General features: G+C 68.5%; 22 protein-coding genes. 19 read left to right on the top strand and 3 right to left on the bottom strand.

The window, feature by feature from the left end:
• The first annotated feature begins 51 nt into the window (after positions 1-51).
• The 12 genes from ACWEWT_RS10655 to ACWEWT_RS10600 all read left to right on the top strand — a co-directional run bounded on the left by ACWEWT_RS10655 (position 52) and on the right by ACWEWT_RS10600 (position 11,770).
• Positions 52-2,520 (top strand): Tex family protein, encoded by a 2,469-nt coding sequence (locus tag ACWEWT_RS10655; protein WP_452558105.1) that lies wholly within the window; start codon positions 52-54, stop codon positions 2,518-2,520.
• Between the two features lie 24 nt (positions 2,521-2,544).
• Positions 2,545-3,480, top strand: a complete 936-nt coding sequence (locus ACWEWT_RS10650) for a hypothetical protein (RefSeq protein ID WP_452558064.1) — start codon at positions 2,545-2,547, stop codon at positions 3,478-3,480.
• A gap of 122 nt (positions 3,481-3,602) precedes the next feature.
• A complete protein-coding gene (gene rplS, locus ACWEWT_RS10645; RefSeq protein WP_452558063.1) occupies positions 3,603-3,944 on the top strand; it encodes a 50S ribosomal protein L19 in 342 nt (113 codons plus the stop codon).
• A 113-nt stretch (positions 3,945-4,057) separates the two neighbouring features.
• Positions 4,058-4,840, top strand: a complete 783-nt coding sequence (lepB, locus tag ACWEWT_RS10640; protein ID WP_452558062.1) for a signal peptidase I — start codon at positions 4,058-4,060, stop codon at positions 4,838-4,840.
• Positions 4,841-4,994: 154 nt separating this feature from the next.
• Positions 4,995-5,744, top strand: coding sequence for a ribonuclease HII (locus ACWEWT_RS10635; protein ID WP_452558061.1), 750 nt, complete (start codon positions 4,995-4,997; stop codon positions 5,742-5,744).
• A 138-nt stretch (positions 5,745-5,882) separates the two neighbouring features.
• Positions 5,883-6,188 (top strand): DUF2469 domain-containing protein, encoded by a 306-nt coding sequence (locus ACWEWT_RS10630; protein WP_011210678.1) that lies wholly within the window; start codon positions 5,883-5,885, stop codon positions 6,186-6,188.
• 125 nt (positions 6,189-6,313) lie between these two features.
• Complete coding sequence (locus ACWEWT_RS10625; RefSeq protein ID WP_452558060.1) at positions 6,314-6,670, top strand: YraN family protein; 357 nt, start codon at positions 6,314-6,316, stop codon at positions 6,668-6,670.
• A complete protein-coding gene (locus tag ACWEWT_RS10620) occupies positions 6,670-8,181 on the top strand; it encodes a YifB family Mg chelatase-like AAA ATPase (protein ID WP_452558059.1) in 1,512 nt (503 codons plus the stop codon). Before ACWEWT_RS10625 ends, ACWEWT_RS10620 begins: the two co-directional genes overlap by 1 nt.
• Positions 8,178-9,389: a DNA-processing protein DprA gene (dprA, locus tag ACWEWT_RS10615; protein ID WP_452558058.1), complete on the top strand. Its 1,212-nt coding sequence runs from the start codon at positions 8,178-8,180 to the stop codon at positions 9,387-9,389. The genes ACWEWT_RS10620 and dprA overlap by 4 nt, the downstream gene beginning before the upstream one ends.
• A gap of 525 nt (positions 9,390-9,914) precedes the next feature.
• Positions 9,915-10,838 carry a tyrosine-type recombinase/integrase gene (locus tag ACWEWT_RS10610; protein WP_452558057.1) on the top strand — a complete coding sequence of 308 codons (924 nt, stop codon included), beginning with the start codon at positions 9,915-9,917 and terminating at the stop codon, positions 10,836-10,838.
• Between the two features lie 226 nt (positions 10,839-11,064).
• Positions 11,065-11,436 carry a YidH family protein gene (locus ACWEWT_RS10605; protein ID WP_452558056.1) on the top strand — a complete coding sequence of 124 codons (372 nt, stop codon included), beginning with the start codon at positions 11,065-11,067 and terminating at the stop codon, positions 11,434-11,436.
• 13 nt (positions 11,437-11,449) lie between these two features.
• Positions 11,450-11,770 carry a DUF202 domain-containing protein gene (locus tag ACWEWT_RS10600; RefSeq protein ID WP_452558055.1) on the top strand — a complete coding sequence of 107 codons (321 nt, stop codon included), beginning with the start codon at positions 11,450-11,452 and terminating at the stop codon, positions 11,768-11,770.
• A gap of 444 nt (positions 11,771-12,214) precedes the next feature.
• On the opposite strand, the gene ACWEWT_RS10595 is transcribed toward ACWEWT_RS10600, so the two are convergent.
• Both ACWEWT_RS10595 and ACWEWT_RS10590 read right to left on the bottom strand, forming a co-directional pair.
• Positions 12,215-12,727 carry a M23 family metallopeptidase gene (locus ACWEWT_RS10595; protein ID WP_452558054.1) on the bottom strand — a complete coding sequence of 171 codons (513 nt, stop codon included), beginning with the start codon at positions 12,725-12,727 and terminating at the stop codon, positions 12,215-12,217.
• A 123-nt stretch (positions 12,728-12,850) separates the two neighbouring features.
• Positions 12,851-13,435, bottom strand: a complete 585-nt coding sequence (locus ACWEWT_RS10590; protein ID WP_452558053.1) for a hypothetical protein — start codon at positions 13,433-13,435, stop codon at positions 12,851-12,853.
• Positions 13,436-14,559: 1,124 nt separating this feature from the next.
• Here ACWEWT_RS10590 and rpsB point away from each other — a divergent pair.
• The 5 genes from rpsB (at position 14,560) to ACWEWT_RS10565 (ending at position 19,207) form a co-directional block, all read left to right on the top strand.
• Positions 14,560-15,411 (top strand): 30S ribosomal protein S2, encoded by an 852-nt coding sequence (rpsB, locus tag ACWEWT_RS10585; protein WP_452558052.1) that lies wholly within the window; start codon positions 14,560-14,562, stop codon positions 15,409-15,411.
• Between the two features lie 146 nt (positions 15,412-15,557).
• A complete protein-coding gene (tsf, locus tag ACWEWT_RS10580) occupies positions 15,558-16,382 on the top strand; it encodes a translation elongation factor Ts (RefSeq protein WP_452558051.1) in 825 nt (274 codons plus the stop codon).
• Positions 16,383-16,673: 291 nt separating this feature from the next.
• Entirely contained in the window at positions 16,674-17,402 is a 729-nt protein-coding gene (gene pyrH / locus ACWEWT_RS10575; protein ID WP_452558050.1) for a UMP kinase, read from the top strand.
• Positions 17,403-17,452: 50 nt separating this feature from the next.
• Positions 17,453-18,010, top strand: a complete 558-nt coding sequence (gene frr / locus ACWEWT_RS10570; protein WP_452558049.1) for a ribosome recycling factor — start codon at positions 17,453-17,455, stop codon at positions 18,008-18,010.
• Between the two features lie 246 nt (positions 18,011-18,256).
• Entirely contained in the window at positions 18,257-19,207 is a 951-nt protein-coding gene (locus tag ACWEWT_RS10565) for a phosphatidate cytidylyltransferase (protein ID WP_452558048.1), read from the top strand.
• Between the two features lie 3 nt (positions 19,208-19,210).
• Here ACWEWT_RS10565 and ACWEWT_RS10560 read toward each other — a convergent pair whose 3' ends face one another.
• Entirely contained in the window at positions 19,211-19,603 is a 393-nt protein-coding gene (locus ACWEWT_RS10560) for a lipopolysaccharide assembly protein LapA domain-containing protein (RefSeq protein WP_452558047.1), read from the bottom strand.
• Between the two features lie 133 nt (positions 19,604-19,736).
• On the opposite strand from ACWEWT_RS10560, the gene rlmN reads away from it, so the two are divergent.
• Positions 19,737-20,846, top strand: coding sequence for a 23S rRNA (adenine(2503)-C(2))-methyltransferase RlmN (gene rlmN / locus ACWEWT_RS10555; protein ID WP_452558046.1), 1,110 nt, complete (start codon positions 19,737-19,739; stop codon positions 20,844-20,846).
• Between the two features lie 260 nt (positions 20,847-21,106).
• Positions 21,107-22,318 (top strand): L-2-hydroxyglutarate oxidase, encoded by a 1,212-nt coding sequence (gene lhgO, locus ACWEWT_RS10550; protein ID WP_452558045.1) that lies wholly within the window; start codon positions 21,107-21,109, stop codon positions 22,316-22,318.
• Positions 22,319-22,442 lie beyond the last annotated feature (124 nt).

The raw sequence follows: 22,442 nt of genomic DNA, 5'->3' as shown, positions 1-22,442 counted from the left end.
TGTAGTGTGCGGGTGGTGACGACAGTGCCAGAGACCTCGGACCCCGAGACCATCCCCACCGACTCGCCTCGAGACCCCGGTACCGGCCCGGCCGTATCGGGCCCCGTGAGCCGGCGGATCGCCGACGAACTCGCGGTGCGGGAGAACCAGGTACAGGCTGCCGTCGAACTACTGGACGCCGGTTCGACCGTGCCGTTCATCGCGCGGTACCGCAAAGAGGTCACCGGCGGCTTGGACGACGCGCAACTGCGCACCCTCGAGGAACGTCTGCACTACCTGCGCGAACTCGACGAACGTCGCGCCACCATCATCGAATCCATTCGCGGTCAGGGCAAACTCGACGAAGCGCTGCACCGGCAGCTGCTGCTGGCCGAGACGAAGGCGCGGCTCGAGGACATCTACCTGCCCTATAAGCCCAAGCGTCGCACCAAGGCTCAGATCGCGCGCGAGGCCGGGCACGAACCCGTCGCGGACGCCCTGCTCGGTGAACCGGATACCGATCCGTCCGGGTACTCCGCCGAACAGCTCGAGGGTGCGCGCGCCATCCTGGTCGAGCGTTTCGCCGAAGATGCCGATCTGGTCGGCGAACTGCGTGAACTCATGTGGAACCGGGGACGTCTCACCGCTACTGTGCGGCCCGGTAAGGAAGAAGCGGGCGCGAAGTTCGCCGACTACTTCGCATTCGGCGAGGAATTCACGAGTCTGCCCTCCCATCGAATTCTGGCGCTGTTGCGCGGTGAGAAAGAAGAGGTGCTCAGCCTGCATCTCGACCCCGAACCCGCCGATGCCGAACCGGTGCCCGGTGAACGCAGTCTCTACGAGGCCCGTATCGCGCAGCGCTTCTCGATCGCCGAGGCGGGGCGCGCCGCCGACGGCTGGTTGCTCGATACCGTGCGCTGGGCCTGGCGGACCAAACTCCAGGTGAGCATGGGTATCGATACCCGGATGCGCCTACGGCAGGCCGCCGAACGCGACGCGGTCGACGTATTCGCCGCCAACCTGCGCGATCTCCTGCTGGCCGCCCCCGCCGGGACCCGCACCACCATGGGCCTGGACCCCGGCTACCGGACCGGCGTCAAGGTCGCCGTGGTGGACGCCACCGGCAAAGCGGTGGCCACCGAAGTGGTGTATCCGCACAAACCGCAGAACCAGACCGAGAAATCGCTGGCGGTGCTCGGAGCCCTGGTGGCGCGGTTCGGAGTCGAACTCATCGCGATCGGCAACGGGACGGCATCCCGGGAGACCGACGCGCTCGCCGCGCAACTCATCGAGCGGATTCCGGAGAACAAGCCGACCAAGATCGTGGTCTCCGAGGCCGGGGCCTCGGTGTATTCGGCATCGGCGTACGCCTCCCAGGAACTGCCCGATATGGATGTCTCGTTGCGCGGCGCGGTCTCGATCGCGCGCCGGTTGCAGGATCCGCTGGCCGAACTGGTCAAGATCGAGCCGAAATCGATCGGTGTCGGGCAGTACCAGCACGATGTCTCGGAAACGCTGCTGGCTCGTTCGTTGGGCGCGGTGGTGGAGGATGCCGTGAACGCGGTCGGTGTCGATGTGAACACGGCCTCGGTACCGCTGCTGTCCCGGGTCTCCGGGGTCACCGGCTCGGTGGCCGAGAGCATTGTCGCGCACCGTGATCGGAACGGGCCCTTCCGCAGCCGGACCGCACTGCTGGACGTGCCGCGACTGGGCCCCAAGGCGTTCGAGCAGTGCGCGGGCTTCCTGCGGATCCGCGGTGGTGACGATCCGCTCGACACCTCGGCCGTGCATCCGGAGGCATACCCGGTGGTGCGCCGGATTCTCGATTCCACCGCCACCGGTATCGCCGAGGTCATCGGTAACGGTACGGTGCTGCGCACCCTGCGCCCCGCCGATTTCACCGACGAGAAGTTCGGTGTCCCCACGGTCACCGACATCATCAGCGAGCTGGAGAAGCCCGGCCGCGACCCACGTCCGGAATTCAAGACCGCGGAGTTCGCGGCGGGTATCGAGAAGGTCGCCGATCTCGAACCGGGGATGGTGCTCGAAGGGGTCGTCACCAATGTCGCCGCGTTCGGTGCCTTCGTCGATGTGGGTGTGCACCAGGACGGACTGGTGCACGTCTCCGCGATGTCGCGCAATTTCGTACGCGACCCCCGTGAAGTGGTCAAATCCGGCGATGTGGTCAAGGTGAAGGTGCTCGAGGTCGATATCGCGCGCCAGCGGATCGGCTTATCGCTCCGACTCGACGACGAACCGGGCGCGGGCAAACCCGAACGCGGCCAGGGCCCCGGAGACCGCGGCCGGGGCCAAGGCGGCCGCGACGGCGGTACCGGCGGCGGCGATCGGGGCGGCCGCGACCGGGCTCGCAACGACAAGAACCGCGGTGGGCAGTCCGGCGGCCAGGGCGGCAGTGGCAATCGGGGAAACAGTGGCGGTCAGGGGCGTAATCGCGGGCAGGGCCGGGACGGCAGGCGCGATAATGCTCCGGTGAACGATGCCATGGCCGAGGCCTTGCGGCGAGCCGGTTTCGGGAAGTGACCACGAGCTGATTCGAGGGCCGGTATGCGGCAGTGGCTGTCCGAGGATGTGATCGCCGCGGGCCGGCTCCCGCTGTTGTGCTTCCTGTTCGGCTTCATCGTCGGATTCCTGGTGATCCGGGTCAGTGTGCGGTTGATCCGGGCCCGGGTGCGCTGGTGGCCCGGCAATCTGAAATCCGGCGGTGTCCACATCCACCACATGGTGTTCGGTGTGGTGCTGGTGCTGATCTCCGGTATCGGGATGATCGCCGGGGCCGGCGCCGACAGCACCGCCACGGCCGCCGCGCTGGCCGCCGCGTTCGGAGTCGGGGCGGCACTCGTCCTCGACGAGTTCGCGCTCCTGTACTACCTACGCGATGTGTACTGGGAGGAACAGGGCCGGACCTCGATCGACGCCGTTTTCGTCGCCCTCGCGGTCACCGGCCTGCTGCTCCTGGGCTTCCACCCACTGTGGTTGCTGGAGATCAACGGGGTGCGGCACCAGCCGGGTGTCGAGACGCGGCTGCTGGTCGCCGGGTTCGCGGTGGTGAATCTGGGGCTGGCCGCCGTGGTCATCGCCAAGGGCAAGATCTGGACCGGGCTGTTCGGCATGTTCTTCCTGCCGCTGCTGGTGGTCGGCGCGCTGCGGCTCAGCCGCCCCGGTGCACCCTGGGCGCGCTGGCGCTACGGCAGCCGTCGGCGCCTCATGTATCGCGCCATCGTCCGCGAACGCCGGTATCGCCGCCCGGCGATCCGGGCCAAGATCTTCGTCCAGGACCTGATCGCCGGGAGTCCGGATGTCGACCACGCACGCTCGGCGGCCGAAGCCGAACTGACGCGTAAGGTGAAACCGGCCCCGCCTCCGCCGGCGGCGCGGCCCCACCCGCTGTTGCAGGAATTGCATCTGTGGCCGCACGATCGGCCCGAGCCGACCGAGGATCCGGCGAGCCGGCCGGGGCCGGTTTCCGAAAGCGACCCCTGATCTGGCACAATGCACAGGTTGCCCTGGGCACGTCCCGGGCGCATCCCACATTCGGAGCACGAACCGGTCGAGCGTCCGCGCCGCCAGGTTCCTCTGTTCGCGCGACCATCAGAAGGATGATCATGAACACCCTTGATTTCGTCGACGAGAGCTCGCTGCGCAGCGACGTCCCCGACTTCCGGCCGGGCGACACCCTCAATGTGCACGTGAAGGTCATCGAGGGCTCCAAGGAACGTATCCAGGTCTTCAAGGGCGTCGTCATCCGGCGCCAGGGCGGCGGTATCCGCGAGAGCTTCACCGTGCGCAAGGTGTCGTTCGGTATCGGTGTGGAGCGCACCTTCCCGGTGCACAGCCCCACCATCGATCACATCGATGTGGTGACCCGCGGTGATGTCCGCCGCGCCAAGCTGTACTACCTGCGGGAGCTGCGCGGTAAGGCCGCCAAGATCAAGGAAAAGCGCTGACCCGTCGCTGATCGCCGACACCCGTGCGCCCCGGCGCACGCCGGTGAACTCGGCAAACGGCGTATGTAGCCCGGTGCCACGGTTACGTTGTGGCACCGGGCTACGCTGTTCGCGTGGCAGATGAGAGTTGGTCGGTTTCCGGGTCCGGATCCAGGGACGAACCGCCGAGAAGGCGTCGTGCGCGAAAGCAGGTCAAGGCGAAGCGGCAGCGCCCGTTCTGGCAGGAACTTCCCATCCTGCTGGTCATCGCGGCGATCATCGCCGCCCTCATGGTCACCTTCGTCGGCCGCCCCTATGTCATTCCCTCGCAGTCCATGGAACCCACCCTGCACGGCTGCGCCGGCTGTACCGGCGACCGGATCTATGTGCAGAAGGTGAGCTACTACTGGAGCGATCCGGAACCCGGCGATGTGGTCGTGTTCGTGGGACCACCGTCGTGGAACGATCATTACGTCTCCATCCGCTCCGACAATCCCGCGGTCCGCGGTATACAGAACTTCTTCGCCTTCTTCGGTCTCGTTCCGCCCGACGAGAACGACCTGGTGAAACGTGTGATCGCCGTCGGCGGCCAGACTGTCGAATGCTGCGACGAACAGGGCCGGGTCATGGTGGACGGTAAACCGCTGGACGAGCCCTACGTGGCCGACGACTACCCGTGGGTGGCCGGCCAGCAGAACGCCGCCTATCCGGTCGGCCGGGTCTTCGGTCCGGTGCTGGTCCCGCCGGGTCATCTGTGGGTGATGGGCGACAACCGTAACGAGTCGCGCGATTCCCGTGCCCATGTGGGTGACGATCTGCAGGGTACGGTCCCCATCGAGAACGTCCGCGGCAAAGCCGTGTTCAAGATCTGGCCGCCCGGCCGGATCGGTCCGGTGACCTCGCAGAATCCGCAGTAGCCGGTCCTGCCCCTTTTGCCGCGGAACCCCGCCCGTTGCCGGTGCGGCCGATCGTATTGCCGGACAAGCCGTTCGATCGGACCTACCGGCGCCGCGATCGAACCGATGCGCGATAATCGGGCGGTGGTTCCGATCATCTGTCGCGAGGTGGCCAGTGACACGAAGTAACCGTGCCGGCGCCGGTACGGGACGAGGCAGCAGTTGGCCGCCGCGGGTCGTGATTCGCAAGGCCGCTGGTCTGCGGACGCTCGATTCGGCGCTCAACCGTAGCGGCCTGGGCCCGGTCGCGGGTGTGGACGAGGCTGGTCGCGGCCCGAGTGCCGGGCCGTTGGTGGTGGCCGCCTGCGTTCTCGCGCCGAAGGCGTCGGTTGCCCTGGCCGGGCTCAACGACTCCAAGAAGCTGACCGAGGCCACCCGCGAATCGCTGTTCCCGGTGATCAAGCGACTGGCCCTGGCATGGAAAGTGGTAGTGATCCCGGCCGCGGAGATCGACGCCATCGGAATCCACGTCGCGAATATCGAGGGGATGCGCCGCGCGGTCGCGGGCCTGGATTGTTCGCCGGGGTATGTGCTCACCGATGGTTTCCGGGTGCCGGGTTTGGCGGTGCCGTCGCTGCCGGTGATCGGTGGGGATGCCAGCGCGGCCTGTATCGCGGCCGCCAGTGTGCTGGCCAAGGTCACCCGGGACCGGATGATGGTCGAACTCGATCAGCGCCGCCCCGGCTACGGATTCGCCGAGCACAAGGGGTACAACACCAGCCGGCACCTCGAGGCGCTGCGCCGGCTCGGTCCGTGCCCGGAACACCGCCGGTCGTGGCGTACGGTGCGCGAATGCGGCACGCCGGTCCCCGCGGCGGCCGAATCCCTGGTCTTCGCGACCGCCGACGCCGGTGGCGCCGCCTGACCGGGGCCTGTCCGGTCCACCGCGACGGTGCGGGCGGGCGCGCCGGGACGCGCGGTCCGGCCCACGGTGACACGCCCGGGCGTGATGAGCGATGATGTCTTCAGATGTAAGGCGGCGAGAAGGAGGACGTTCCACCCGATGAGTGCCGAGGACCTCGAGAAATACGAAACCGAGATGGAGCTCTCGCTCTACCGGGAGTACAAGGACATCGTCGGTCAGTTCTCGTACGTGGTGGAAACCGAACGCCGCTTCTATCTGGCCAACTCGGTGGAGCTACGACCGCAGAACGCCGACGGCGAGGTGTACTTCGAAGTTCGGATGAGCGATGCGTGGGTGTGGGATATGTACCGGCCCGCGCGCTTCGTCAAACACGTCCGGGTGATCACCTTCAAGGACGTGAACATCGAAGAGCTGGAAAAGCCGGACCTGCGCCTGCCCGAATGAGCCGCGGCTCCGGCTAGCCACCCGCTGCGCCGGAATCTGTCCACAGGCTCGGGCTTGTCCACAGGTCTGTTGTTTCTGCAGGTCGCCCCGGCGGCGATCGCGCGAACCGGGCGGATTCTGGGTCCGTGGGACATAACGCGGCGCTCGGCGCACAAGGGGAGGAACTGGCGGCCAGGTATCTGGAGGCCGCCGGTATGGAGATCGTCTGCCGTAACTGGCGGTGCCGGTACGGCGAACTGGATCTGGTGGTCCGGGACGCGGGAGTCACCGCCTTCGTCGAGGTGAAGACCAGATCGGGTCTCGGCTACGGCACCCCGGCCGAATCCGTCACCTACGACAAACGGCAACGGATCCGCCGGTTGGCGCTGCTCTGGCTCACCGAACAGGACGGGCCCTGGCAGCGGATCCGCTTCGACGTGGTCTCGATTCTGCTCTCCCGTACCACCGACCCGGTCATCGATCACCTCCGGGCGGTGTTCTGATGCCCCTCGGCCGGGCCTGCTCGATCGCGGTGCGCGGTATCGACGGGCAGGTGGTGGAGATCGAGGCCGATATCGGACAGGGGCTGCCCTCGGTGCATCTGGTCGGCTTGCCGGATACCTCGCTCCAGGAATCCCGGGACCGAGTCCGGGCGGCGGTGGCGAACACCGGCGAGAAATGGCCGGACGGCCGGGTGATCCTGGCGCTGTCACCGGCGACGCTCCCGAAGGTCGGATCCGTCTACGATCTCGCGCTCGCCGCCGCCGTGCTCGACGCTGCCGATATCGTGCCCGCGGAGCGGCTCGGCGGCACGGTGCTGCTGGGCGAACTCGCGCTCGACGGGCGGGTGCGCCGGGTCCGTGGCATCCTGCCGGCCGTACTGGCGGCCCGCCGGGCAGGCCGGAAGACAGTCGTGGTTCCGGAGGAATCCCTGCCCGAGGCGGGGCTGGTCGCCGGGATCCGGGTGCTGGGCGCGCCGACGTTACGCGCCGCCGTCGACTGGTTGCGTGGCGAAGGGGGGCTCGAGGAATCCGTGGGCGTCCGCACGGCACCTCGGCCGACCTCGACCGGAGACCTTCGTGATGTCGCCGGGCAACACGAGGCGCGCTGGGCACTGGAGGTCGCCGCCGCCGGTGGGCACCATCTGCTGCTCACCGGGGCGCCCGGGATCGGGAAGACCATGCTGGCGCAGCGCCTACCCGGGGTATTGCCACCGCTGTCGGAGAACGAGGCACTGGAGGTCACCGCCGTTCATTCGGTCGCGGGCACCCTCTCCGACGAACAACCGCTGATCACCGCCCCGCCTTTCGTCGCGCCGCATCATTCGACCTCGGTGAGTGCCATGGTGGGCGGCGGCTCGGGGCAGGCGCGGCCCGGGGCGGTGAGTCGCGCCCATCGGGGAGTGCTGTTCCTGGACGAGTGCGCCGAGATCGGTGCCAAAGTACTGGAGGCGATGCGGACGCCGTTGGAAGAGGGCGAGGTCCGGATCGCGCGCCGCGACGGAGTGGCCCGGTACCCGGCGCGTTTTCAACTCGTACTCGCCGCGAATCCCTGCCCCTGCGCCCCCGCTCGCGATGTGGACTGTATCTGCGCTCCCCTCGCTCGCCGCCGCTACCTCGGCAAACTGTCCGGTCCGCTGATGGACCGGATCGATATCTGGTTACAGATGCATCCGGTGTCGGGTGCCGGACTCGCGGCGGCGGAATCGGAGGACAGTGCCACCGTCCGCGGTCGGGTGACCGCGGCCCGGGCCGCCGCCGTCGCCCGGTGGCGCGACGACGGTTGGCGCACCAATGCCGAGGTTCCGGGGTATGCGCTGCGTCGGCGGTTCCCGTTGCCGACCGAGACGACAGCGCCGGTCGAGGCGGCGCTGCGGCTCGGCCGGATCTCGGCACGCGGCGCCGACCGGGCCCTGCGGGTCGCGTGGACGGTCTGCGATCTGCGTGGTGGTGACACACCCACTGCGCACGATGTGATGCAAGCTCTCGATTTCCGGCAGCGGAGTCCGCGATGAAACCCGCCGGAACGGGCGCCCCGAGGGTGCGCAATTCTGCCGGTGACTACGAGGAGCGGCAGCTGGCCTGGGCGTACCTGTCCCGGGTGGTGCTGGGACCGTGTCCGGCACTGACCGCACTGATCGATTCTGTCGGGGTGTGCGAGGCCGCACGCGCGGTGCGCGACAGTACGCTGCCGCCGGTACTGCGCACCGCGACGGAGCGGCGGCGGAAACTCGATACGGCCGCACGGGATCTGGAGACCATCCGCGCGGGCGGCGGCCGGCTCGTGACCCCCGACGACGCGGAATGGCCTGCCTGGCGGATGCTCGGGCTCGCCCAGTTGGCGCCGGGCCGAGATCCGGACGGCGCCCTACCGCTGATTTTCTGGGTCCGTGGCCGGCGGAATCTGAGCGAACTCACCGAACGCGCGATGGCGGTGGTGGGTGCTCGCTGCAGCACCGGATACGGCGACCGGGTGGCCGGTGAGATCACCGGGGAGCTGGCGGCCCGCGGCTGGACCATCGTCTCCGGCGCTGCCTTCGGTATCGACGGCACTGCCCACCGGGCCGCACTCGCGGTCGGCGGATCCACCATCGCCGTTCTGGCCAGTGGTGCGGACCGGCCCTATCCTGCCCAGCACGAACGTCTCATCGCCCGGATCGCGGACACCGGGCTGGTGGTGAGTGAATACCCACCCGGCACAACCGCGCGTAAACACCACTTCCTGGCGAGGAACCGGCTGATCGCGGCCCTGTCCGACGGAGTGTTGGTGATCGAGGCGGGAATGCGCAGCGGGGCCCGCAACACCGTGAAGTGGGCGCGCCGGATCGGTCGCCCCGCGCTAGCGATACCGGGCTCGGTGGATTCGGCGGCGTCGGTCGGTTGCCACCGTATGATCCGCGACGGTGAGGCGGTGCTCGTCACCGACACGGAAGATGTACTGGCAGAGGCCGCGCCCCTGCATCTACCGGTGAACACCTGCTCGCAGTCGCCACCGGCCGATCGACCCGGGACCGTCCAGGCGCAGGTGCTGGCGGCGCTACCCGATATCGGTGGAAGCTGGCCGCACGAACTCTCCGCCGTTGCGGGGCTGGAGACAGCCGACGTCCGGGCCGCACTCGTAGCGCTCGATCTGGCCGGAGTGGTTGCCCGCGGCGAGGCGGGCTGGTTCCGGCTGGGCCGCGCGGAGAAAGGGGGTGGAGCTTTCGACTCCGACGTCGGGTAGCGCACGAGAAGCGACCGGCCGCGACCAGCGGGAGCAGCAGAGATCGAGAGTGGTGCGCGAACAGTGCACCGGCGCGTGCACGGCGACCGGTGGGGCCGGGCCGAGAAGCTGAGCATGGCTGTGAAGTGCACAACCCAGATCCTCACGGGCTCCATCGCGTCTGTCACAGCGATGTGTGCTGTGCGGATGGTGCGGGCGACGGCCTCATGGTCGGCGAGAAAGGCTTCATCTTCCGCGCCGAACGAATATCGAGAGGGGCCGGCCTGCCGCCCAGCCGCCTCCGAGGCGGCAACATACGTCGGAAGCCGGGTGCCGGGTGCCGGGTGCCGATGCCGGAGGTCGGGTGCCGGGTGCCGATGCCGGAGGTCGGGTGCCGGGTGCCGGGTGCATCTCGCGTATGCGTGGTCCTGCGTCGGGGACACCGGTCGACGGCGTCGGAGGCGGGGCGCGCTGGAGAAGGTGCGAACCCGGCAGATATCGGCGCGTGGGCTTGCGGAGCGGGGGCCCGGGGGCGACTGTGTGACAGTGCGTGAGTTGCCCGAGGACCTGGAAGCGCTGCTGACCGAATATGGGCGGCACCTGCGGCTCGGTCGTAACCGATCAGCGCATACGGTGCGCGCCTACGTAGGAGATATCCGGTCGCTCCTGGGACATCTGGTCGACCGTGCCGCCGATGCCTCGGTGCGCGAACTGGATCTGCCGACCATGCGATCGTGGCTTGCGGCGCACGCCGATCGTGGTGCGGCTCGAACCAGTACGGCGCGGCGGGCCTCGGCGGCACGGGCGTTCACCGCATGGCTCACCCGGACCGGGCGACTGACCGTGGATCCCGGTCTCCGGCTGGCCGCGCCGAAAGCCCACCGAAGTCTGCCCGCCGTTCTCGGGCAGGAGCAGGCAGGCCGCGTGCTGAACGCCGCGGCATCGGGGGCTCAGCAGCACGATCCGCTCGCGCTGCGGGATCGTCTCATCGTGGAACTGCTGTATGCCACCGGGATCCGGGTCGGCGAGCTGTGCGGACTCGATATCGACGATATCGACCGGGAACGGCGCCTGGTGCGCGTCCTCGGCAAGGGCAACCGGGAGCGGTCCGCGCCTTTCGGCGGACCGGCGGATCACGCAATCGGTGAATGGCTGCGTTACGGGCGGTCCGCACTGGCCACACCCGACTCCGGCCGCGCGCTGCTCCTGGGCAGACGCGGCCGCCGACTCGACCAGCGGCAGGCCCGGACGGTGGTGCACGCGGTCGTATCCGCAATCCCGGGTACCGCCGATCTGGGTCCACACGGTCTCCGGCATACAGCCGCCACCCATCTCCTCGAAGGCGGCGCCGACCTACGAGTCGTGCAGGAACTGCTCGGACACGCCAGTCTCGCCACCACCCAGCTGTACACCCATGTCTCCATCGACCGGCTGCGAAAAGCCCATGACCAGGCCCACCCCCGGGCCTGAGCCCTGTCCGAGGTGTCGCGTCCCGCGGCCGGGACGATCGGTGGCCGCACAGCGCCGGCCGATCGAGGATCTCGAATACGAACAGATCACGTGCTGCGTCGCGTCCGGAGCCGGTCGTTGGACGTCTCGCAGTACGGCGCTTACGCTGTCCGGCGGAGCCGTCCAACTGCGGCCGACCGGGACAGCGGGAGGTTAGCGTGCAGACCACGACCAGCGCGATCGCCGGATGAGTCCGGGGCGCGAGGAAATCGGGGAAGCGGCAGCCGACGAGGTGGCACCGATCGACTATCGGTTCACCCTCGCCAACGAGCGTACGTTCCTGTCCTGGATTCGCACCGCGCTCGGTTTGCTGGCCGGTGGGGTCGCGGTGCACGCAGTCGTGCAGGAGCAGTGGAATACGGATTTCCGTACCGCGCTGGCGGTGAGCTGTCTGGTGCTTTCGCTGGTGGTGGCCGTCGGTGCGTATCTGCACTGGCGGCGGATCCGACTCGCCATGGACGAGGGGCGACCGCTACCGGGCACCGTGCTGGTGCCGGTGCTGTCCGCCGGTACCGCATTCGTGGCGATCCTCGCCTGTACGGCCGTACTTCTGCATTGAGGCCGGTGAAGGTATGACTTCGACCGAGATCCGGCTGGCCGCGGAGCGGACGGCGCTGTCCTGGCGGCGCACCTGCCTGGGATGTGTGGCGGTCGCGCTCCTGCTGCTGCGCACCGTCTTCGAAGAAGGATGGAATCCGGCCGCGCTCCTGCCGGGAATCGCCTGCCTGGTCCTGTTGACCGTCGCGGCTCTGGGGTATCGCCGCAATCGCCGCCTCCATCTGGGGGCCGACGATTCGGCGGTGGCCACAATCTTTTCGGCGGTCGTCGCGGTGACGATCGCAGCGTTGGTCATCACCGGATATGTGGTGGTGCATCCCGGTCCACCCGGGTGAAGTATCGCCGTGGACAGCCTCCGGCCACGCAACCCATGTTTCGGCTGCGGCAACCGGAGAGTCCGGCGCGGCCGAAGAGCCGCTCGTGCACGACCGGCACCGGTCCCGGCCGTTTCCACCGAAGCGAAAGTATGGCCCGCCCACCGCTGCGCTGCCGAGAGCGGTTCCGGCGCTCGCCCGCGCGATGAACGCACGGGACCGGCGGAGGTTTCGGCGCTGCGCGCGACGCTCGCAATCGACAACGCGCGGAAGCGGCCGACTATCGGCGACCACCGGGCCGGGCCGTGGAGGCCGGCCCGGCGGGGCCGGTGCGGGCGAGGTGGTGCGCCGAGATCGCCGACCGTATTTCCGCGGCCGGTGGGTACGACGCCGCTGACCGTTCCGATCGTGCTTCTGCCTTACATGCGGAAGACTTTCTCGCTCGTTCGTCCGAAGCTCGAAGGGTCAGTGACCGGAGTCCGGCGCCAGCGGTTTCAACCGGATCGGAGTCCTCTGCAGGAGGCCGAGTGGGTCCAGGTACTCCCGCGATGCATATGTGCTGCTCTCTCGTCGTAGGCCCCAGTGCAGGCACGCGGGTGCGGTGCATCCGGCGTGGCCGGCGGCCAGATCGCCGATCCGCGTAGCGCTGGTGACCCGCCGGCCCACCGGGATCTCGCTCTCCACCGGTTCGTAGGTGGTTCGCAAACCGCCTTCGTGCAGTATCGCCACGACCGGTTTCCCGCCCACGGTTCCGGCGAAGGCCACGATCCCCGGACCCGCCGAGTAGACAGCCTGACCAGGAGTTCCGGCCAGGTCCACCCCTCGGTGACCCGGCAACCAATCCTGCTCGGGTGGATCGAACGGCCGACCGACGACCGGTCGTGGACGTAGCGGCCAGTCGAACCGGGTATCCGGTATCGCCGCCGCAGGCCCGGCAACGATCAGTGCCGCGGCCGCGATGACCGCTGCTGTCGCCACGCGAACCGGCCGGCGGAGCGGGCGGATCCCCGCTGTCCGCCCGGTCCGCCGGTGGTGTGGACGACTCGATCCCCTCGGCCCGGCCATCCGGCTACCCCGGTCCCGGGTGGCCGCGCGCCCGTGTCACAGCGCTCGGCCCGGGCACGGACAGGCCGGTACCGGCTGCGGTGCGAGCTTCACCAGTTCGCGTACGAGGTCTCGGAGCAGCGGGATCATCCGGCACACCGAACTCGACCCGGCGGCCGAGCCCGCATTCGATCCGGTTCCGCAGCTGCCCTTCCGGCTCGATCCGGACGGTGCCCCGGTGGTATCCCCGGCCCGGGACCCGGTATCGGCGGGCCCGGCCTCGCCGTGGTGTCCCGAACCGGGTTGAGTCCCGCCCGGGGCGGGCGTCGGCTCGGATCCGAGTGCCGCGGGTGCGTCGGTAGCCGCTTCGGCGATCGGGTCCGGATCGGGAACGCCGGAGTGGAGCGATGGGCCGATGGCGGCCACCTCCGCGACAGCGCGGTGGATATGAGCGGCAGCGCGGTGGATATGAGCAGAGTCGGGGGTCGTGGGCGCGGCCGGGCCGATACCGGCTGCGGTTCGGCCGGTCTCCGATCCGGAGCGTGAGACCACGGCGGAATCGCCGGTATAGGCCGCGGCCGTCGTTCCCGGGCCGAGCGGAAAGGCGATGAAGATCGTGGTCAGCGCGGTGCCGATCAGCATATCCAGTTTCCGTCGTACGGCCGGTGACCTGTGGCGGCGCACTCGCTTCCATTGCGGGGCGATACCCGCCAGCCGACGGTCGTCCGGGCCGGGCCGCCGGATCGGCACTCGCCCGGGAGAACGCCGGAGGTGACGGCCGGGCGCGCGGCGTGCCGGTGCCGTGGCGGGAAGCGGAGACGATCCGGGCTGTACGGCGGGAAACCGGGTCGGCCGTCGCGGCGTCGTCCGTTGCGACCACTGGGCAGCCCCGGGAGGTGGCGACACCGGCTCGGCGCGATTGTCCGGATGAGGGTCGGGCGCGCGGCCGATCATTCGGCGCTCGTAACGTCTGGCCCGTCGTGCCAGATCGCTCGGCGGGGGCGCCGGGGTGGTTTCGGGAAGGGTGTTCTCCGCCGACCGAGTGGTGGATATCGCTCGGTGGCGGACCGGTCGGGCGCCGGGCGTGCGGCCGGAGCGCATGGGCGCGGCGGCCGTCGAGACGGTATCCGGCGCGGGTATGTGGCCGACGCATCGTCCGGTACCGCGGCCGCGATAGATATCGTGCCGCTCCGGTGATCGTTCGGCGGTTCGCCGCGGCCAGCCCACCGGTAGCGGCACAGTCGGGCGCTCGCTCGTGTTCGGTGCCGGGGCGCGGCGGGCGATATGGGGCCAGCTCCGTGGTGCCGGAGGGAGGTCCGGGTCCGCTGCGGTCGCCGCAGCGGACCCGGTGGTGGTTTCGCAGGTCATATGGTCAGCCTGCCCGGGGCACGACGGGCCCGGAACCCGCAATTCCGGTACCTGTGGACAACTCGGCCCCTGTGAACAAGCGATGTTTCATCCGTGCGCCCGGAACGCCGTTCCACAGGGGATCCGACCGGGCGATTTCCAGTTCGCACAGCCCACGCCGTAAACTGGCCGAGCGGTCTGTGTTCGCATGGACCGACTTCGCGCACCACCGTGCTTGTTCACACGACGCTGACCCACCGTGTTCCTCTTGGAGCCGGCCGGGGCCGGCGTGATTCCGGAACAGGGGAACGTCTCGGCTGGTCCCGATCCGCCGATCGGGTCCGAGCGTTCTGTGGTGCCAGGGCAGCAGGCCGCCGGCTTGCTGCGTCAACCGGCAACGAAAGAGAGATACGAGAGCCATGGCTGTCGTAACAATGAAGCAGCTGCTCGACAGCGGCGCGCATTTCGGGCACCAGACCCGTCGCTGGAACCCGAAGATGAAGCGGTTCATCTTCACCGACCGCAACGGCATCTACATCATCGATCTGCAGCAGACGCTGACCTACATCGATAAGGCCTACGAATTCGTCAAGGAGACCGTCGCCCACGGCGGCACGGTCCTGTTCGTCGGCACCAAGAAGCAGGCGCAGGAGTCCATCGCGGCCGAGGCCACCCGGGTCGGTATGCCGTATGTGAACCAGCGCTGGCTCGGTGGCATGCTCACCAACTTCTCCACCGTGCACAAGCGCCTGCAGCGCCTCAAGGAACTCGAGGCGATGGAGCAGACCGGTGGTTTCGAGGGTCGCACCAAGAAGGAAATCCTCATGCTCACGCGTGAGATGAACAAGCTGGACCGCACCCTCGGCGGTATCCGGGATATGCAGAAGGTGCCGTCGGCGATCTGGGTCGTCGACACCAACAAGGAGCACATCGCCGTCGGCGAGGCCCGCAAGCTGAACATCCCGGTCATCGCGATCCTGGACACCAACTGCGATCCCGATCTGGTCGACTACCCGATCCCGGGTAACGACGACGCGATCCGTTCGGCCGCGCTGCTCACCAAGGTCGTCGCCTCCGCGGTGGCCGAGGGCGTGCAGGCCCGGGCCGGCCGTTCCGGCGGCGACGACAAGCCCGAGGCGAGCGCTGCCGAGCCGCTGCCGGAGTGGGAGCAGGAACTGCTGGCGCAGGCCACCCCGAGCTCCGAGGCTCCGGCCGTCGCCCCGACCGAAGCTCCGGCCGAGGCGCCTGCGGAGACTCCGGCCGACGCCTGAGTCGTAACCTCGCGTTCGGCGGCCGCTCACCGGCTACTGCCATGGTGAGCGCCGCCGAACCGAACTTCCCACAGTGGTGGTCACGGCTCGGCGAGTCGTGACCACCACTGCCCGGTACAGACTTTCTCGAAGGAGGCTCGCCCCCGATGGCGAACTACACCGCCGCTGACGTGAAGCGGCTGCGGGAGCTCACCGGCTCCGGAATGATGGATTGTAAGAACGCGCTGGTCGAGACCGAGGGCGATTTCGACAAGGCCGTCGAGCTGCTGCGCATCAAGGGCGCCAAGGATGTCGGCAAGCGGGCCGAGCGCACCACCGCGGAGGGCCTGGTCATCGCCAAGGACGGCGTGATGGTCGAGATCAATTCCGAAACCGACTTCGTCGCCAAGAACGCGGAATTCCAGGAACTGGCCGATAAGATCGCCGCCGCCGCGGCGGCCGCGAAGCCGGCCGATGTGGATGCGCTCAAGGCCGTGGCTCTCGACGGTACGACCGTCGACGAGGCGCTCCAGGCGCTGGCCGCCAAGATCGGCGAGAAGCTGGAACTGCGTCGCGTCGTCTCTCTCGACGGCCCGGTCGCCACCTACCTGCACAAGCGTGCGTCGGATCTGCCGCCCGCCGTCGGCGTACTGGTCGAGTACACCGGTTCCGGTGACGCGGCCGCCGAAGCCGCCCGTGGCGCCGCCATGCAGGTCGCCGCGCTCAAGGCGAAGTACGTCACCCGTGACGAGGTGCCCGCCGATCTCGTCGAGAACGAGCGTCGTATCGCCGAGCAGACCGCCCGCGAAGAGGGTAAGCCCGAGGCCGCGCTTCCGAAGATCACCGAGGGCCGCGTCAACGGTTTCTTCAAGGACGTCGTCCTGCTGGAGCAGCCGTCGGTCACCGATAACAAGAAGACCGTGAAGGCGCTGCTGGACGAGGCCGGTGTCACCGTCACCGCATTCGCCCGCTTCGAGGTCGGCCAGGCCTGATCGGTCCTCGGACCAGGAGGAAACCCCCGTCGCGGTGGACGCGGCGGGGGTTTCGCTCTGAGACCGGCCCCGGACGGCTCCGCAGCGGGGCCCTAGTACGGGGGCGTGCGGGGGAGTAGGGCAGGATAGAGGCCGCTTTCTGTTGGTGCCGAGACCGGCGTGCCACATCGCGTCCGGACCCGGCCGGCGAAGGCAGCGGATGGGTCCCGGACCTCGGCGACCACCCGTGCGCTCGCCACCACCATGAGCACCCACCGAGAACACACCGATTGCCGAAGGAGACGCCAACCGATGACGCACCCGGGGACCGACCGCCCAGGATATCGCCGGGTACTGCTGAAGCTCGGCGGTGAGATGTTCGGCGGCGGTGCGGTGGGCCTCGATCCCGATGTGGTGGAGACTGTGGCGGAGCAGATCGCCGAAATCGTGGGATCCGGGGTGCAGGTCGCGGTGGTGATCGGTGGTGGGAACTTCTTCCGCGGTGCCGAACTCGAAGAGCGCGGTATGGAACGCGCGCGGTCCGACTACATGGGCATGCTCGGGACCGTGATGAACAGCCTGGCGCTCCAGGATTTCCTGCAGCAGCAGGGCATCGATACCCGGGTGCAGACCGCGATCACCATGGGGCAGGTGGCCGAACCTTATCTCCCGCTGCGCGCGAAGCGGCATCTGGAGAAGGGGCGCGTGGTGATCTTCGGTGCCGGGATGGGCATGCCGTACTTCTCGACCGACACCACGGCGGCCCAGCGGGCGCTGGAGATCGGCGCCGAGGTGGTGCTGATGGCCAAGGCGGTCGACGGTGTGTTCAACGCCGACCCGCGGCTGGATCCCGATGCCACCATGTATCACGAGATCACACACAAGGAAGTGATCGAACGCGATCTGAAGGTCGCCGACGCGACGGCGTTCAGTTTGTGCATGGACAACCAGATGCCGATGCTGGTGTTCAATTTGTTGACCAAGGGCAATATCGCCCGGGCGGTGGCCGGTGAGAAGATCGGCACATTGGTTCGATCCTGACACCGCGGGCCCGCGGGTCATGACGATGACGACGCAGTGGAGGAACGGTCGTGATTGAAGAAGCGCTCTTCGACGCCGAGGAGAAGATGGAGAAGGCCGTCTCGGTGGCGAAGGACGATCTCGGCAGAATCCGTACCGGGCGTGCGAATCCGGGGATGTTCTCCCGGGTCGTGGTCGACTATTACGGAGCACCGACCCCGATCACCCAGATGTCGAGCATCACTGTCCCGGAACCGCGGATGGTGGTGGTCAAACCCTATGAGCAGGCGCAGCTGGGTCCGATCGAAACCGCGATCCGCAACTCCGACCTGGGCGTGAACCCGACCAACAACGGTGACATCCTGCGGATCAGCATTCCGCAGCTCACCGAGGAACGACGCCGGGAGCTGGTCAAACAGGCCAAGCAGAAGGGCGAGGACGCCAAGGTCGCGATTCGCAATGTGCGCCGCAAGGCCATGGAGGAGCTGGGCCGCATCCAGAAGGACGGCGAAGCCGGCGAGGACGAGGTCGGGCGTGCCGAGAAGGAACTGGACAAGACCACTGCCAGATACGTCGGCCAGATCGACGAGCTGGTGAAGCACAAGGAGTCCGAACTGCTCGAGGTCTGAGCGAGGCGGGCGGCGGAGCCCGTCGGATTCGCGGTGGTACCTTGCGCAGGCATGCCGGTCACGCCCGGCGCGCAGGATTGTCCGAGAGCGGCATGAGCGGTAGATGTCGCGCGGAAGACGGTGTTCGTGCCGAACGGGCACCGGACCGGCGGTCGACCCGGCATCCGGCCGGTGGACTGCCGCACAATGGGAACAGCGGAGCGAGCGACGCCCGCTTCGGGTGGGAACGAACGGAACGACGACGAGTTGAGCGACGGGACAATCGTGGCCGAGAAAGCCGCCGCGACCGGTGCGGCCCGACCGCAGCCGCCGGCCGAGGGCATATCCGAACCGACACCGGCCCCGGCCGGCGCGCCCGCGGGCGCCGAGCCGAAGCGGTCTCGCGCGGGACGGAACTTACCCGCGGCCCTGGCGGTCGGCCTGACCCTCGGGTTGTTGTGTATCGCCGTCCTGATCTTCGTTCCGAAGGTGTTCATCGGCGTCGCCGGGGTCGCGGTCGGGATCGCGACCTGGGAGGTCGCCAAGCGGCTGCGCGAAGCCGATGTGCTGGTGCCCCGGACACCATTGATCGTCGGTGGCCAGGCCGTGTTCTGGCTGGGCTGGCCGTTCGGCCCGGGCGGAGTGACCGGCGCCTTCGCGGCTACGGCGCTCGTATGCATGGTGTGGCGGCTGTTCGACCACGGGCTGCGTACCGCCCCACGCAACTTCCTGCGCGATACCGCCATCACGGTGTTCACCCTGGCATGGATTCCGTTGCTGGCGTCGTTCGCGGTGTTGCTCCTCCTGGAGGAGCCCGACGGTAACCTGCGGGTGCTGACCTTCATGATCCTGGTGGTGTGCTCCGATGTCGGCGGTTATGTCGCCGGGGTGCTCTTCGGCCGCCACCCCATGGTGCCCTCGATCAGTCCGAAGAAATCCTGGGAGGGTTTCGGCGGCTCCCTGGTCTTCGCGATCATCGGCGGACTGCTCACCGTCACGCTGTTGCTCGAGGCCAACTCGATGATCGGTGTGGTGCTCGGTATCGGGCTGGTGGTCGTCGCGACCCTGGGCGATCTGGTCGAATCGCAGATCAAACGCGAGCTGGGCATCAAGGATATGGGCACCATGCTGCCCGGCCACGGCGGCATCATGGATCGGCTCGACTCCATGCTGCCTTCGGCCTTCGTGTCCTGGCTGGTGCTCAGCACCCTGCTCTGAGGCTCAGTTGCGGTGCGCGGCGCGGCGCAGCTGCACGATGCGTACCCCGCCCACCAGTGCCATCACCAGGGCTCCGGCGATCACCGACAACAGGATCGTGACCCCGAGCGGTAACGAGAAGTTCCAGAACAGCATCTCCACGTCGGCGTTCTCGGAATTCTGCAGGATGAAGATCAGCAGGACGATACCGAGCAGCGCCGCCACGATCAGCGCGATCCAGGCGTTGCCGACGCGGGATTTCTCCACCCCCTTTCGCCGACGCTTCCCGGCCGCCGGTTTTCCGCCGGTAACATCGGGTGCGGTTTTCCGCCCGGTGGGCGCGCCCGGCGCCCCCGCCGGTGGGAGATCCTTCGGTAGTGCGCGGGTCTCGGGTGTCGGATCATCGGAGGTCGCCATATGTCGATGATTGCCGACGGCTATCGGCTGCGCACGGATTTCGGGCCCGCCGGTCGGTCTCGGTCCGGGGCGTGCGTCTCGCGGGGCGGCTCGGCACAGATCACATTCACCGAGATGACACACTGGTAGGACTATGACCGCCTCTTTGCCCCTGGTGTTCGACGCACCGCGCCGTGGTATGCCACCTCGCCACCTGGCCGACCTCGACGCGGACGGCCGCCGTGCCGCGATGGCCGAGCTGGGTCTGCCCAAGTTCCGCGCCGACCAGATCGCGCGCCAGTACTACGGGCGGTTGCAGGCCGATGCCGAGCAGATGACCGATCTCCCGGCCGCGGTCCGGGAGAAAGTGTCGCAGGCACTGTTCCCGCCGCTGCTCACCCCGGTGCGGCAGATCGCCTGCGATGCCGGCGAGACCCGCAAGACGCTGTGGCGGGCCGGTGACGGCACCCTGCTGGAGAGCGTGCTGATGCGCTACCCCGATCGGGCCACACTGTGCATCTCCAGCCAGGCCGGTTGCGGTATGGCCTGTCCCTTCTGCGCGACCGGACAGGGCGGGTTGAACCGCAATCTGTCCACCGCCGAGATCGTCGACCAGGTTCGCGCCGCGGCGGCCGATCTGCGTGACGGTGCGGTATCCGGCGGCCCCGGGCGTCTGTCCAATATCGTTTTCATGGGAATGGGTGAGCCGCTGGCGAACTACAAGCGGGTGGTGAACGCCGTCCGCCGCATCACCTCACCCGCCCCGGACGGCCTGGGGATCTCCCAGCGCAATGTGGTGGTCTCCACCGTCGGTCTGGCTCCCGCGATCCGCAAACTCGCGGACGAGGATCTCTCGGTGACGCTCGCGGTCTCCCTGCACACCCCGGACGACGAACTCCGCGACACGCTGGTCCCGGTGAACAACCGCTGGCCGGTGGCCGAGGTTCTCGATGCCGCCCGGTACTACGCCGACAAGTCGGGTCGCCGGGTATCCATCGAGTACGCGCTGATCCGGGATATCAACGATCAGCCGTGGCGTGCGGAAATGCTGGGCCGGAAGCTGCACAAGGCGCTCGGTTCGCGCGTGCATGTCAATGTCATCCCGCTCAACCCCACTCCCGGCAGCAAATGGGACGCCAGCCCCAAGCCGGTGGAGCGGGAGTTCGTCCGCCGCGTCGAGGAGCAGGGGGTTCCGTGCACGGTCCGGGACACCCGCGGGCAGGAGATCGCGGCAGCGTGCGGTCAGCTGGCGGCGGAGGGCTGAACGCCGGCGCCGGCTGACTCGGCCGGGGCACCCGGCGGCGAACATTCGCCGATATTCGATCGTCGCTGTTCGGCGGCCGGTGCCTCCCGCGGGACGGGCATTCCGCTCGGGCCGATGCAGGCAGCGATATACGTCTTTCGCCGGACGTTGTTGCCGCGCGACCGGGTGGATGCGACGATCCCGTTCGGCGCGTCCGAGCATCCCCGGATCCAGTGGAATGCGGGCCGCGCGGTGGTGACACGGTGTGAGGAGAACGGTGCATGGGTGATCGAGTCGTCGCCGTCGTCGGTGCGGGGATCGTGGGACTGGCGATCGGGCGGGAACTGGCCGCCCGACGCCCCGGTGACCGAATCGTGGTGCTGGAGAAAGAAGATCGCGTCGCCGCGCATCAGACCGGCCACACCTCAGGGGTGGTGCACGCCGGGATCTATTACCGGCCGGGCAGCCTGAAGGCCGTACTGTGCGCGCGGGGGCGGTCGCTGCTGCGGGAGTATTGCGCCGAACGCGAACTGCCCTACGACGAATGCGGCAAACTCGTGATCGCAGTCGACGCCGACGAGATACCACGGCTCGAGGCACTGCGGGTCCGCGCGGGTGACAACACGGTACCCGGCCTGCGCCGGGTGGACCGGACCGAGATCCAGGAGATCGAACCGTTCGCGGAGGGGATCGCCGCACTCTATTCGCCGCGGACCGCCATCACCGACTTCCGCCGGATCGCGGAATCCTTCGCCGCGGATCTGGTGGAATCCGGTGGGGAAGTGCGGTTGTCGGCCGGGGTGGACAGTATTACGCGGACCGTATCGGGGATCGAGATCGTCACGGGTGACGAGGTGTTGCGCGCGGATCGAGTGATCGTGTGCGCGGGTTTGCACGCCGATACCGTGGCGGGGCGGGCGGGTGCCGACCCCGGGCCGCGGATCGTACCGTTTCGCGGTGAGTACATGAACGTGGTCGCCGCGAAGGCGGATATGGTCCGCGGACTGGTGTATCCGGTACCGGACCCGCGGTACCCGTTTCTGGGAGTGCATTTCACCCGGCGGGTCTCGGGGACAGTGGAGGTGGGCCCCAACGCGGTGCTCGCTTTTGCGCGGGAAGGCTATCGCCGCGGCGACTTCTCGGCGCGCGACCTCGCGGATACCGTGCGCTGGCCCGGATTCCGCCGGATGACGCGACAGCATTGGCGTACGGGGATCGACGAGATGTACGGCTCACTGTCCGCGAGGGCGTATATGCGCCGGGCGCGACGGTACATTCCGGCGATCGGCGCCGCCGATGTGGTCCGCGGGGGCAGCGGAGTACGGGCCCAGGCGGTGGATATCGACGGCACCCTGGTGGACGATTTCCGGATCGACCGGTTGGGCCCGGTCACCGCGGTCCGGAACGCGCCCTCGCCCGCGGCGACCTCTTCGCTGGCGATCGCGGAATACGTGGTCGATATCGTCGAGGGGCGCGGCGATACTGCGACCTGAGGATCCGGACCGGTGACGAACGGATCGAGATCTGCCGAGCACAGGACGGATCCTCGGCTCGTGCCGGCAGTGGTTACGAAGGGAGGCCCGCCCGGGGCGCCCGAATCACTCGGCTCGGTAGGAG

This window comes from Nocardia sp. NPDC003963, from assembly GCF_053605105.1.
The sequence above is the reverse complement of the archived record's forward strand: the minus strand, read 5'-3'. Positions and strand labels throughout refer to the sequence as shown.

Excerpts from the sequence above, each read along its gene's own strand:
- ACWEWT_RS10650 (WP_452558064.1), top strand. The coding sequence starts at position 2,545 with ATGCGGCAGTGGCTGTCCGAGGATGTGATCGCCGCGGGCCGGCTCCCG.
- rplS (WP_452558063.1), top strand. The coding sequence starts at position 3,603 with ATGAACACCCTTGATTTCGTCGACGAGAGCTCGCTGCGCAGCGACGTC.
- ACWEWT_RS10630 (WP_011210678.1), top strand. The coding sequence starts at position 5,883 with ATGAGTGCCGAGGACCTCGAGAAATACGAAACCGAGATGGAGCTCTCG.
- ACWEWT_RS10620 (WP_452558059.1), top strand. The coding sequence starts at position 6,670 with ATGCCCCTCGGCCGGGCCTGCTCGATCGCGGTGCGCGGTATCGACGGG.
- dprA (WP_452558058.1), top strand. The coding sequence starts at position 8,178 with ATGAAACCCGCCGGAACGGGCGCCCCGAGGGTGCGCAATTCTGCCGGT.
- ACWEWT_RS10605 (WP_452558056.1), top strand. The coding sequence starts at position 11,065 with ATGAGTCCGGGGCGCGAGGAAATCGGGGAAGCGGCAGCCGACGAGGTG.
- ACWEWT_RS10600 (WP_452558055.1), top strand. The coding sequence starts at position 11,450 with ATGACTTCGACCGAGATCCGGCTGGCCGCGGAGCGGACGGCGCTGTCC.
- ACWEWT_RS10590 (WP_452558053.1), bottom strand. The coding sequence starts at position 13,435 with ATGCTGATCGGCACCGCGCTGACCACGATCTTCATCGCCTTTCCGCTC.
- rpsB (WP_452558052.1), top strand. The coding sequence starts at position 14,560 with ATGGCTGTCGTAACAATGAAGCAGCTGCTCGACAGCGGCGCGCATTTC.
- tsf (WP_452558051.1), top strand. The coding sequence starts at position 15,558 with ATGGCGAACTACACCGCCGCTGACGTGAAGCGGCTGCGGGAGCTCACC.
- pyrH (WP_452558050.1), top strand. The coding sequence starts at position 16,674 with ATGACGCACCCGGGGACCGACCGCCCAGGATATCGCCGGGTACTGCTG.
- ACWEWT_RS10560 (WP_452558047.1), bottom strand. The coding sequence starts at position 19,603 with ATGGCGACCTCCGATGATCCGACACCCGAGACCCGCGCACTACCGAAG.
- rlmN (WP_452558046.1), top strand. The coding sequence starts at position 19,737 with ATGACCGCCTCTTTGCCCCTGGTGTTCGACGCACCGCGCCGTGGTATG.
- lhgO (WP_452558045.1), top strand. The coding sequence starts at position 21,107 with ATGGGTGATCGAGTCGTCGCCGTCGTCGGTGCGGGGATCGTGGGACTG.